The sequence below is a fragment of the Streptomyces sp. NPDC026246 genome (genome assembly GCF_055567995.1).
Window position 1 is genome coordinate 337,114 of the sequence record NZ_JBVHPJ010000004.1, and the last position, 12,543, is coordinate 349,656.

Below are 12,543 nucleotides of genomic sequence, written 5' to 3' on the forward strand. Positions count from 1 at the left end.
TTTCTCGTTCGTGGGCGGTGGATCCCTCGGGTCATGCGCCGTGCGGCCGCCGGTTCATGGGAAGGGGTGCGGAGCGGGGTTGACTTCGTCGGGTGCGAGGTCGTGGTCCCGCAGCCCCGCCTCCCGCAGGGCCGTACGCATCCGCGGCATATGGGGAGCGCGCTGCCGCCGTCGGCCGAAGTCGATGGGGATCAGGCCCGGAACGATGACGCCGACCGTGTGCAGTCCCAGGTCCCGCTGCTCGTGGAGCGTCTGGTCCACGGCCACGACGTCGTAGCCCGCCCCGGTCACCCAGGACACGCACTGCCGCAGGTCGTCCCGGAGGTCCGTGGAGACCGGCGGTACGGACCCGTTGCCGTAGAGGTCCGCCATGGACCGGCGCGGCCGGCGGGATCTGCCGGGGTCGGCCAGCAGGAAGTCCGTGTACCGCGCCATCTCCGGAAGCCCGTAGAGCAGTGGATGGTCGTGCAGGACCTCGACCCGGTCGAAGTCGGCGGCCATCCGGCGCAGCCGGGCCTCGTTCTGCAGGGTCCTGTCGACCAGGTTGACCGCGTCGGTGGCGATCTCGCAGAGGGCCGAGTCGAGTGCGGACTCGGGGTCGAGCCCCGCACCGGCGCCGAAGCACAGAGTGCCCATGCCCCGGTCCCGGCGGACGGCGACCGCGGTGACCACCGGAACCGGGAAGGTGATCCTCGTGTCGAAGAACCGGGCCTCGTAGCCGTACATGGCCAGCCGGTCCACCATCCGACGGGTGGCCGGGCGGGCGCTGGTCCGTGGGTCGATCTCCGGAAGCCGCGCCTGCCCGTACCAGGAGAGGAGGAACGCGTCGCGCTCGATGACTTCCATCAGCCCGAAATAGAGGGCCTCTTCGAGGCAGCCGCCGGAAGCGCAGCCGTTGGAGCTCTCCTGGACGAACCGGTTCTCCAGGCCGCCCGGCGCGTGATAGTACGTCAGGACTTCGGGCACGAGCACCGGTTGTTCGTCGCGCAGGGACCACCCCCACACCCAGGGGATCTCCCGGTCGGGTGAGAACGGCTTCACCTGCGGGTTGTCGCGGTGGAAGGCGTCGGAGTACAGGCCGCACTCCCGCGGGTCGACCCGCGCCCGGTCGCCGAGGGCGTTCAGCGAGGCGACCACCTCGGTCCGCTTCGCCCGCGGCCGCATCCCGGCAGCGCGCTCCAGCCCTTCCAGGACGCCGATCCGTGTGCTGCGGCGGAAGCTGTCGGCGTGCCCGCCCCAGAAGGTCTCGCGCAGATAGTTGCCGGACCGCAGGGTGAAACAGCCGACGGTGGCCGAGGTGGTCCTGGAGGCGACGTCGTGGACGACGGACGGCCCGAGCGCCCCGCAGACAGGGTTGGCGAAGGCATCCGCATCCAGGTCGTAGTCGTCGATCCCCCGCAGCCGGAAGGAACCGGGGGCGTGCTTCGGCGCGGCACTGAGCGTCAGACGTGCCCCCTGCGCGGTGTCCGGGACGCTGCGTGCGCACGCGGGGCACTCCGGATCGGGCACCAGCGGGTAGCTCCGTACGGTCAGCCGCTCCAGGTCGACCAGGCAGATCTTCGGGAAAGCGGCGCTTTCGGACGCCTCCGCGCTCCCCTCCCTCGCCCCGGCCCCGGTCCCCGGCAGCGCGCTCCCGCCCGGCCCTCCCCCGCGTCCCAGGTGGGCCGCGATCAGCGCCGCGAGGGTGTCGGCGGCGAACGGGACACGGTACGGGGACGGACCGGCAGCGGCTGTTTTCCCGCCCTGTTCCAGGGCGTCCCGCAGGGAGAACGAGCGCACCGCCTGCCATCTGCGCGCCAGACAGCGCGGACAGCCGGGGCCGTCCGAGCCAGGCCGGGGCAGTGGACCCACGACGGCGTGGTGCCCGTAGAGGTGGATCGCGACGGGTTGCTCCCCGGACGGTGGTGCTGACTCGTCAGCAGGTACGGACAGTTCGTCCCGGACGCCCAGCAGGGAGATTCCCGCAGCGCCCGGGACCAGGCCGTGTGCGGTCAGACTCGGGCCGAGCAGGGCGGACATACCGGCCCACGGGCCGCCTGGCGGGCCCGCCTCGGACGCTGCCGTCCGGCGGGGCAGCGGGTCAGCAGTCACGGCCGTCCCCACGGCTGAGCAGCACCCGGACGGTGGTGATCCGGCACCCGTTCAGGTCGGCGGACGTGGTCGGAACGATCCACGCGTCGCGGCCGCTCCCGTGCAGTCCTCGCAGCGCTTTCCGCCACGAACCGTCGGCCGCCGACAGGGCTTCCTGTTCTCCCCCGCAGACGAGCGTGCCGGCGTCGAAGGCGGCCATCAGCGGATCACCGGTGTCGACTCGCTCCCCGTCGGGCAGTTCGCGTGCCAGCTGCACGCCCCCGAGGAGGTCGCGTACGGCACCGACCGCCGCGGCATGCAGGCTGAAGTCCGACCCGAGGGCCCATTCCCAGAGCCCGTTGTCGGCGTTCCTGGTCCGTGCCAGCAGGACGTGCGCCGAGGAACGGCCGGCCTCGCCGAGGTCCAGCAGCTCTACCTCCACTCCGAGGTTGTCCGCCGTCCGGCTCAGGAAGGTGAGTTCGGGGTCCGCCTCGGTCGGCCGGAAGGAGACCCGGCGCACCTCGCTGCCGTCGCGGACGGCCCGTTGCAGAGCGTCGTGGGACAGGGCCGAGAGCAGCCCCCGTCGGGCGGCTTCTGTGGGCGATGTGCCCGCTCCGGTCCCGGCCCGGGTGGCGGTGAACACCGCGTCGCGGTTGTACGGGCCGAAAGGGTGCACGGCGGCCGTGGGCAGCAGCGCCGGCCGCTCGGTGACCAGCGAGGTGGCCCGCGTCCACGCCGATACCTCCGGGGCGGCCGACATGGTGGCGCCCTGCGCGGTGGCCAGTGCCGGGACCTCGACACGGATCGGCGGCTCCTGTTCCGCCTCCGTCCCGGCCCGGGTCAGCACTCCGTGGCTGGGGACCACATGGTCGACGTACAGCTCGGCCGCGGAGAGCAGCGCACGCATCCGGGCGCCCGCGACGTGGTGGACGTCGAAGGCGGCGATACGGCGCAGGGACCGGTGGCCGACCGAGAGCCGAAGTGTGCTGATCTTGAGCGGCGTCTGCGTCAGCGACTCGTCGTCGAAGGAGCTGAACACCCCCGTGCCCGGCTGCACCAGCGCGGCTCGGGCGTTCAGTTCCTCCATCACCGTCTCGGCCCCGCTGTTCTTCTCGGCGGATCCCGGCCCCGACGCGGCGGCCACGGCCGGGTCCGGTGCGCCGGATGTCCAGGCCGAGGGGTCAGGTGACGCCGGTGCACAGGCGCAGAAGGGGCACCGGGGATGCGGTAGCAGCGGCTCGGAGACCACATCCAGGGAGGCCATGTCCTGGATGAGAACCTGACCGGCCGTCTCCGCCCGGAGCGCTCCGCTGGAGGCCCGGAAGATCTCATAGCCGAGCAGGTTGCCGATCATGGCGGCGAGGGGTCCGCTGGGAGCGGCCTGGTCGGGCCCGGTCTCCCGGCCCAGACAGACACTGCTCCAGACGTCCGCGGCTTCCCGGGCCCCTCCGTTGCCGCCGAGCCGCAGCATCGCGCACGCCCAGCACCCCGTGGTACCCCGGCCCATCGTGGGCCCCACAACGATCCGGTCCCCGAAGGTCCATGCGGGAAGCAGGGTTCGCCCCTCCGGGACACCGGCCTCCAGCAGGGCGTGGATCCGGCGCGGGCCGCTCGGACCGCCCGTTACCACGACGGTGTCGTACCCGTCGAGGTCCGACCAGGACAGCGGGCCGCCTCCGGTGACGATCGTCGCCAGCTCGGCGGGGCAGGCTTCGCGGGTCAGCCGCACGGCCTCCGCCCGCACTTCGGCGAACGCGTTCTCGGGAGTGTCGATGTCCGGGAGCACCCCGACGGTGGCGCATCCGTTGCGCAGCAGGCTCACCACGCACCAGCGGGCCACCGGATCGTCGCCCAGCACGGCCACCGCGGTGTTCCGGAACTGCTGGAAGCGCCGGTGCGCGCCGTCCGCGTAGTGGTCGATGTACGCGATCTGGGGAGCGAAGCGGCCGACCACCGCAGGGTCCATCCCTGCAGGGTTGTCGTCGCCCGGTGGTACGTCGCGGGCGAACCCGTGCTCGTACAGCGTCCTCACCAGCCGGGCGACCATGCCGCGACGGTCTTCGGGAAGCCCCGCGCAGATATCCGCCACGCGGTTCTCACCGTTGAGGAACGGCACGATCAGGGAGGTGAACCGGTAGGCGGAGGCGGCCTGCAGATGGAAACCGCCGTAGGCGTTGTGGAACAGCACGCCCCGTGGCGTCTCGGTGTAGAGCACGTCCCGCTGGATCCGCGGCCGGGTGTCGGCGACCGCTTCGTAGGCTGCAGCCATGGATTGTCACACTTCTCTCGTGGGCGTATCGCATCCGCCCGATTCAGGGACGGCGCGGGTGGACCGGCCAGGCACTGGTCGGTCCGCTGTCCGAGCCGGCGGGGGACACGTCTCTCGCCTCCGGCGGCCCGACGGTGTCCGGATGGCAGGCGAAGGCACGGAGCAGACCGTGCATGGTGTAGTGGCGCGGCCCGCCTTCGAGGAGCCCGGCCTCGGCCAGGTGCTCCAGGACAGCTCCGGCAGTCCGGTCGGCGACGCCCAGCGCGGAAGCGCAGTCGTCGGCCGAGAACCGCTGCCGCGCTGACCGGGCGATCAGCAGGAACTGCTCGGCGAACCACCGGTCGACGCGGGCCAGGGCACCGCCGAAGACATGCCGTACGGACAGCGCGGCGTCGTCCGGCAGCGAGAGCCGGGAGACCGGGTCCTGCCGGAGCCAGTCGGCGCCCTCCTCGACCGTCAGCTCCGGGCGGGTGAGCAAGAAGGCCGCCGCGATCCGCAGAGCGAGGGGGTAGTGGCCACAGACCTCCGAGAGTGCCCGTACGGCCCCCGGCTCCCGTTCCGCCCGCGCGCCGCCCAGCATCGCGGTCACCAGGGCGAAGGAGTCGTCCGGCGCGAGAGTGCCCAGCCGGTGCACCCGGCAGCCGTGTCCTGCCGCGAGGCCTGCCAGCCGCAGCCGGGTCGTCACGACGACGGCGCTGCCGGGTTCGGTGGGAAGGAAGGGCAACACCTGTTCCGTGCGTACGACCTCGTCGAGAAGGAGCAGCATGCCCGCGGGTACCGGTGGCAGCGGCTCGTGGGCCTCTCCACCCGTTGGATGCCGAGGGCCGGTTGTGCCGGCCAGGGCCTCCCGCCAGGCATGCGCGGCCTCGGCCGTCGGAAGCGGTGCCCCGTCGTCCCGGCTCATCCGCAGCAGCACCCGGCCGCCGGGAAAGGTCTCGCGCACCTGGTGGGCCGTGTGGAGCGCGAGAGCGGTCTTGCCGATTCCCGGCGCACCCGACAGCACGACAAGAGCCGGTTCGGCCTGCGTGCCCGTCAGTTCCCTTGCTATCGCGCTGCTTTCAGCCTCGCGTCCACGGAAGGAGGGGACCAGCGGCAGCGACGGCGAACATCGGGACCGACCCGGCGCCGGACCCGCCGGCACGGCGGTCGGAACAGGTCGGGAGAGGGCCGGGGAGCCGAGGTCGTGGCCGCGGAGGATGGCCATTTCCAGCCTCTGCAGGCGGGCACCCGGATAGACACCGAGTTCATCCCGCAGATATCCCTTGACCCTGTGGTACTCGGTCAGCGCGTCCACCTGCCTGCCGCTGCGGTGCAGAGCCTCGATGAGCTGCTCCCAGAAGCGTTCCCGGCCGGGGTGGGAGCGGACCACCGCCCGCAGGTCGGGCAGCACTTCCAGGCAGCGTCCTGCGGAGAGTTCGAGGTCGGCCAGCCGCTCCACGACGGACAACCGCTCCTCCATGAGCTGCGACACCTCGTCCCGGTGCAGGGCGTCCGAGGGGACGTTGGCCAGCAACGGACCGCGCCACAGCGAGAGGGCCTCACGCAACAGACCAACCTCGGCCGGCGATGCCTTCCGGGCCTGCGCCGTGCGGACCAGGGAACGGAACCGCAGCAGGTCCAGGCTCTCCGGCACGGCCGCGATGCGGTAGCCGCCGGGGACGTACTCGATGGTGTGGTCGGCTATCCCGTAGCGGACGAAGACCCGTCGCAGCCGCCGAATGCAGGTGTGCAGGGCCGCATTCGCCGTGGACGGCTGACGCTCACCCCAGATGCTCTGCCGGAGGTGGTCCGTGGACACCACACTGTTGGGATGCAGCAGCAGGGTGGCCAGTAGCGAGGTGGGCTTGGAGGGTTGGAGGATGACCTCGTCGGTGCCGTCCACGATGGTGAGCGGCCCCAGGATCCGGAAGCCGAGCGCCGGGGGCCTGCAGAGAGGGTCGTCGGCGCGGTGGTCAGGTGCATGAGTCATGAGGTCGGTCCAGTTCGTGCGGTCCCGTACGTGCCGTCACACCGTCGTCACGTCGGGCACGGAGATGTGCTTGATGTAGGCGTCCCCGCCGGGCCAGTCGTCGTCCAGGCACACCGCGTACGTCCTTGGTCGCGCCGGAGGCCGGATGGAGGGAGCGACCGGTACCTACTCACCGCCATCGGTCCGGGCCCGCCGCGCGGGACGGTGGCAGCTGTAGTCGAGGTCCACCGAGGCGGTGGGGCCGGGCGGGGAGATCACTTCGAGAAGGGCACGGGCACGCAACCGGCCGGGTCCGTGGAAGGACCACGTCGTCTGCACGGAGACGGCCCTCTCCCCCTCCCGTACGGCCTCGTGCAGCGGAAGCGACTTGCTGCCGTCACTGCGCTTCCACCGGTACGTGAGCGTTCCACCGCCTCCGTTGGTGCGGACCGTCCCGTGTACGGTCACCGTCTGGTCGCAGCCCGGATTCCGGATGTCGGCGGTCACTCGCACGTCGCCGACGTAGAGGTCCGCCGGGTGGCGCGGCCAGAAGTGCCATACGACGGCACCGGCGACGAGGACGGCGACGAGATACCAACTCAGGCCGGGGAGCAGCGGTCTGCGTTCCGCCCGGCGGCGGCCGCGGCCACGGGCACCGCGGACCGCGAGCCGCTGTCGCTCCCGGACGGCGGCGCCGTCGGGGACGCCCGGGCCGAATCCGGTCCGGGTCTCCCCGACCGTCGGCGGCCCGGTGTCGACCAGCGTCGCGGAGAGAGTCCCATGATCCGTGCGGAGAGGACCGGGTGACGGTCCGTCCGCCAGGTCGGCCGTTGGGATCTCCGCCGCACGGGTGCTCGCACGCGGGAAGGGCTGCTCCCGGCCCAGGGTCTCCAGTTCGACCGTGACGTCGAGCGAGGAGTCCGCCAGCAGGGTCAACGGCGCCGTGTCCCGCGGAAAGATCTGCAGTCGGGGGTCGGGCCGGCCGCGGTCCCCCGGCTGCGGAGCCCCCGGACCTACCGCACCGGCCCCGCTCCCCCGTCCGACCGGGTCCACAGAGGCGTCTTCGGGCCCGTTCACCGCGGCAGGCATGCCTGGGTCCAGCCCGATCTGTACGGCCTTGCGGCCTGGGCGCCGGGCGATGTGGTGGCCAGAACCCCGCGGAACGATGTGCAGTTGGAAGCGTCGAAGAAGTGCTCGACGGCGATCGTGTAACTGGTGCGTCCCTGAAGCACGAAGGTCTGCGAGCCACCGTCCCGGTCGCCGGGTGCCCGGGCCGTACTGCCCTGGTACGCGTCGTACCAGTTCACCGTCAGCCTCACCGGCTCCGAACTGTCGGTGGTGACGCTGATGGTGGCGGTGGCCCGGCTGTTGGCCCCCGCCGTGAAGCCGGTGACCCCGAGGAAGCCGACGCGGGCCTCAGGCACACTGTCGGTGGTGGGCTGCTCCGACTCCGGTGCGGGGTCCTCGGATTCCCCCTGCGGATCGGCCGACGGGCCGGTCCCGGTCTCCGCCGGGGCACCGGTGATGGTTGCGGAAGAGGTTTCTGCGGCCCCCGGATCGTCCTGGACGGTGACCGCTTCCTCGGTGGCCCCCGGCGTGGTGGCGACGCCCGCGGTCGGGCTGCCGGTGCCCTTGGCCGGCCGCCCCGAGGCGGAACCGGATGCCGGAGGGGGCTCGGCGGGCGGCGTGTCCACCGGCCCGGCGACCTGTTCGGCGGCCTGCGGGCGGTGGCTCCCGCCGTCATTGCCCTGGGCTGCCATCGAGGCGACCGCGCCGAGAGCCAGGACTGCGGAACCGGCCGCGAGACTTATCTGCGTCCGCTTACCGGGCATTCTGCGCCTGCGGGCACCCGCCGTCACGGCCGAGATGCCTGCGGGCCCGGTGAGCAGCGTGGCGGAACTGTCGGACCCCCCAGAGCCGCCCGTGCCGGGCTCCGGGAGCAGGGCGAGGAGTGAGACCAGTGCGGCGAGGGCGCGGCGCCCTCGCTCCTCCCAGTCACCGCCGCACACCGAGCGCGCCACAGGTTCGAGCTCGGCGATGAACTCCTCGGCCGAGGCGGGGCGTTCACCGGGATTCTTTGCCAACCCCCGAAGTACCAGACCCCGTACCTCTTCCCGGACTCGGTCCACGGGCACCGGCGCCTCGATGTGCTGCACCGCCAGTTCGGAGACCGTCGTACTGCGGAACGGCGGCGTTCCTGTGAGGCATTCGAAGAAGGTGGCCGTCGCCGCGTACACATCGGCCTGCGGGGAGGGCGGCAGTCCCTGCCACTGCTCGGGCGGCATGTAGGCGGGCGTGCCGGCAGCGTTCGCGCTGTCCCCCTGCCGCACAGCGATGCCGAAGTCCACCAGCCGGGAAATGCCGTCCTCGGTGACGAGGACGTTCCCCGGCTTGTAGTCCCGGTGCACCAGGCCCCGTTCGTGGGCCGCCGCCAGCCCCAGCAGCGACCCCTTGAGGACCGCGAAGGCAGCCTCGGCGGGCAACGGCGCATGCGTCCGCAGTATGGCCCGCAGCTCCGCGCCCTCGACCAGCTCCATCACCAAGGCGACGCCCTCGTGCGTCTCCAGGTACTCGTACAGGGCGACCACGTGCGGGGTGTTCAGACTCTCCAGCGTCCGTGCTTCCCCACGGAAGCGGTCGAGCAGCTGCTCGTCGTCGCGGACCCCGGCACTGAGGTACTTGATGGCAACCGGAAGGCCCGTCCCTTCGTGCACGGCCTGGACCACCCGGCCGGTCCCCCCGGTCCCGAGCTCCCGGACCGGGTGGTAACCCGGTGCCGACCACCCGGCCTCCCCGTCCTTGCTCAACGGATCGTTCATCTGCGGCTCCCCCCGGCCAGACTGCGTGTGTTGTGGTGTGGTGGCAGAAATCCCGGGCGCCACACGGCACCCTCGGGGCGTCAGGTCGTTGCCCTGTGATGTCTCATCGTGTCGATCTCCGCCGGGCCTGGCATGAGTAGTGACTACGCATTTCGTCCGGGGGCGGGTTGAACGCCGTCGCGATGGCCGCGGCCCCCGCGCGGATGCCCGGGGATGTCGCCGGGGCTCTGCAGGCGAAGTGACACAGCACGCCCGGCCGCACCGCCCCGGGGCGGTGCGGCCGGGCGTCACCTCCTCACCGGGGCTCCCGGTTCATCGGCGCCCGCTGTTCACAGGGTGCTCTCGAAGGCGACTGTCGCGGTGTCGCGCCCGATCGTCAGCTTGCTCTGCGGCAGATTGCTGGCGTAGCAGCTGTACTGCGCGATGCAGAGGTTCACCGACCGGGCCATGTGCGAGTAGTAGGGCGAACCCGCACCCGTGGGGTTGAACCCGATGGGCCCACCCACCGGAGCAAAGGTCACATCGGTCACCAGCGCCTGCGGATAGGCAACGGACGACTTCTCGGTGAAGTAGTCACTCCGGTTGTACGGGGACGCGGTGATGACGCGAGTGGCCTCCACCGTGTTGACCTGGTTCGCGGTGCACCAGGAGAAGGAGTGGTGCCAGGTGTAGAGGGTGTCGCCCAGGTAACTCTTCAGCGTGATCGGACGGTCCACGCTCCGGCACACCTCCTGGAACCCGGAGAGCCCCGCCGGCCCGGCTGCGGCCGACGACCGGGAACCGGCCCCGGCCTTGCCGGACGGCGCTTCGGCCTTCTTGTAAACCGCCTTGCCGACCTCGACCGACACCGGCACCGTACGGGCCAGTTGCGGGTCGTTCTTGATGATGGCGAGATCGGCGGGCGTCGCCTTGCCGTTGACGGCATGCCGGATCGCGGTTTCGACCTCGGCGCCCCCAGGCTTGTCGGCAGCCGATGCGATGCCCGGATGACCCAGGACCGCCAGAGCAGCAGTGGCCGCCAAACCGACGAAAGCGGTACTCGTCTTCATATTCCCCCCTTGGGAAATCTACGGTGATGTGTATCCCTCACCGCAGTTTTGATCTGATCTGACGAGAAAGATGCTCACCTAGACGGGAAAGCAGGCACGAGAGCAACCGCTACTCAACTCCTGATCACTCCGAAGTCCCCTCCCTGCCCACTCCTCCGTGCCCTTTCGCCGATCAACACCTCTGTCTGACACAAGAGGTGACGGGCCATCAGCCGCAGGAGGCGCGACTCGCCGCCGACGAAAGACCGGCCAGTCCCCTTGATCGTTCTGAGTAACGACGGCTCATGTGCGGTGCCACTGGGACAGATACGTTCGGCAAGCCGTAACGAAAGCGGGTGGCACGCGTGCCACCGGCACCGCGCCCCGTCCTGCAATACCCATCACCGGACGGCGACCTCTCCCCCACCTGAAAGGGCGAACCGTGTCCCGCAGGCTCTCCCGCAGCACACTGACGACTTGGGGATGCGCGGTCCTGCTCTGCGCTTCCGCCGCCCCCTGCGCGGCGGCGCAGAATCCGGCGCACAGCACGGTGGCCGCGGTCACTGCGGATGCCCAGCAGGACGAACGCACCGCGATCGCCGACCGGTCGCGATCCGCACTCACGACGCCCACCGGCTTCCGTCTCACCGCGGGTGGCGAGACCTTGCTCAGCGAACCGGCCCCCGGAACCAACTACCTCGGCCGGGACGGCAGCAACACCGACCGCAACGCCTACAACAACTACAACGGCCTCCCCTGGTGCGGCTATTTCGCCGCAGCCATGTGGGACCACCGGGGCACGCCGGCGAACTACCCCGGATCGCAGTCCTGGCGCACGGACCTCGGCAGCCGCTTCCACGCCTATGCACCGGGCGAGTTGCCGGAGACCGGCGACGTCCTGGTCTGGACGGATAGGGGCGACAGCAGCCACGGCCATGTCGGGGTGGTGGTGGAGGTCGACGGCACCACGGTCGTCACCGTCGAGGGGAACACGGGCGATCACAGCGACAGCGTGTCGGAGCATAACTACACCTGGTACGGAGCGGGCCCCGAGCGTGCCGGGAAAACCTTCCGAGGCTTCGCCTCCCCCTTCTGACCCACCACCGTTCCGACGTACACCCGTCTCCCGGAACTCTCCGCCCCGGGACAGGCGGCCCCGGTCCCGCCCGCCCGGGACCGTCCGGCTCCCGCGCCGCGCGTCCTGATCCCCCACAGCTGCGCGTCCCGATTGACCACGCCGTCCGTTCCGATCCGTTCCGGCCCGCAGCTGCTTTTCGCGGTGGGCCTTCAGCTCCGTGGACCCGACCGTACCCCCCACCGACAGCGGTCCACGGTGGTGGCGCCCGGTCCCGCGTCAGGGGCCGGGCGCCTGGGTTTTCCGCGTTGCCGCTGTTCAGCGGGGGGCTGCGGTCCACCGCAGCAGTGAGTCCAGACAAGGCGGGCAGGGCCGCCGTCATGATGCGTGCGGTGTCCGCCATGTACGTCTCGGACGCGTCGCGTGCCGCCTCCGCTTTGCCCGCGCACACGGCCTCCGCGAGAGAATGCAGCCGGCCTGCGGCCGGCTTCCGCGTCCCGGAACGGTTCCGCCAGCAGGCTTCGGACCGGCAGATAGGCGTTGAGCAGTGTGTTCGTCAGCAGCACGTACACCCGGTTGTGAGAGGCCACGGCCAGGATGCGGTGGAACTCGGCGTCGGCGAGCTGGGCCTCGTCCACGGACCCCGCGGCCTCGACGATCTTCACCTGCCGTCGCAGTTCACCGCGATCCCGGTCGGATGCCTCCGCCCCGGCACGGGCCGCGATCAGCGCGCCGACGCTCTGCCGCGCCTCGAACACCTCGGCCATCCACGTCGGATTCTTCATGACAAGGGCGGGCAGCAGGTCCGCGCTGCCGAGGCGCAGGAAGTCCCGCACCCGGGTGCCGACACCGTGGCGGGTCTCGACCGGACCTGCATGAACGAGACGGACGAAGGCGTGTTTGAGCGTGGTCCGGTTCACCCCGTACCCGGCGGCGAGTTCACGCTCCGGCGGAAGCAGACTGCCGACGGCGTACCGGCCTTCGAGAATGTCCTCCTGCAGGCGGCCTTCGAGCTGGTCGACCGCAGAATCCCGAGGGATCGGATCCAGCCACCACGGTCTCTTCCCGGTTGTCCAAGGCGGGTTGAGCTGCGATTTTCGCAGTGGCCGAGTCACCGCACAAGCGACTCCGGGACAGCGTGCGGAGTCCACTACAGGAGCAAGCAGGAATCTTGACGCTCCGCGTGGATGTGTGCGTGACTTGAACAGACCACCCAGTGGCTGGGCCACTGAGCCACCATGGCGCAGAGGAGCTGATCATGTCCTTGTGCTCGGGACGACTCCCGGCATCGGGCACGCGGGGACCCCTCGCCGCAACTCGCCCCCGGCGTGCTC

At 71.1% G+C, this 12,543-nt stretch carries 8 protein-coding genes; 1 reads left to right on the forward strand and 7 read right to left on the reverse strand.

Features of this window, described 5'->3' with window-relative positions:
• Positions 1 to 54: 54 nt before the first annotated feature.
• The 6 genes from ACZ4M5_RS13495 to ACZ4M5_RS13520 all read right to left on the reverse strand — a co-directional run bounded on the left by ACZ4M5_RS13495 (position 55) and on the right by ACZ4M5_RS13520 (position 10,155).
• A complete protein-coding gene (locus ACZ4M5_RS13495) occupies positions 55 to 2,019 on the reverse strand; it encodes a TOMM precursor leader peptide-binding protein (RefSeq protein WP_467736570.1) in 1,965 nt (654 codons plus the stop codon).
• A 61-nt stretch (positions 2,020 to 2,080) separates the two neighbouring features.
• Entirely contained in the window at positions 2,081 to 4,339 is a 2,259-nt protein-coding gene (locus ACZ4M5_RS13500) for a TOMM precursor leader peptide-binding protein (protein ID WP_467736144.1), read from the reverse strand.
• A 43-nt stretch (positions 4,340 to 4,382) separates the two neighbouring features.
• On the reverse strand, positions 4,383 to 6,308 hold the full coding sequence (locus tag ACZ4M5_RS13505) for an AfsR/SARP family transcriptional regulator (protein WP_467736145.1): 1,926 nt from the start codon (positions 6,306 to 6,308) through the stop codon (positions 4,383 to 4,385).
• A gap of 165 nt (positions 6,309 to 6,473) precedes the next feature.
• On the reverse strand, positions 6,474 to 7,223 hold the full coding sequence (locus ACZ4M5_RS13510; RefSeq protein ID WP_467736147.1) for a hypothetical protein: 750 nt from the start codon (positions 7,221 to 7,223) through the stop codon (positions 6,474 to 6,476).
• 137 nt (positions 7,224 to 7,360) lie between these two features.
• Complete coding sequence (locus ACZ4M5_RS13515) at positions 7,361 to 9,106, reverse strand: protein kinase domain-containing protein (protein WP_467736149.1); 1,746 nt, start codon at positions 9,104 to 9,106, stop codon at positions 7,361 to 7,363.
• Positions 9,107 to 9,435: 329 nt separating this feature from the next.
• On the reverse strand, positions 9,436 to 10,155 hold the full coding sequence (locus ACZ4M5_RS13520; protein WP_467736151.1) for a hypothetical protein: 720 nt from the start codon (positions 10,153 to 10,155) through the stop codon (positions 9,436 to 9,438).
• Positions 10,156 to 10,576: 421 nt separating this feature from the next.
• Between ACZ4M5_RS13520 and ACZ4M5_RS13525 the strand changes: the two genes are divergently transcribed.
• Positions 10,577 to 11,230: a CHAP domain-containing protein gene (locus ACZ4M5_RS13525; protein WP_467736153.1), complete on the forward strand. Its 654-nt coding sequence runs from the start codon at positions 10,577 to 10,579 to the stop codon at positions 11,228 to 11,230.
• Between the two features lie 191 nt (positions 11,231 to 11,421).
• Here the strand turns inward: ACZ4M5_RS13525 and ACZ4M5_RS13530 are convergent, their stop codons facing one another.
• Complete coding sequence (locus ACZ4M5_RS13530) at positions 11,422 to 12,324, reverse strand: FadR/GntR family transcriptional regulator (RefSeq protein ID WP_467736155.1); 903 nt, start codon at positions 12,322 to 12,324, stop codon at positions 11,422 to 11,424.
• Positions 12,325 to 12,543: the final 219 nt, after the last annotated feature.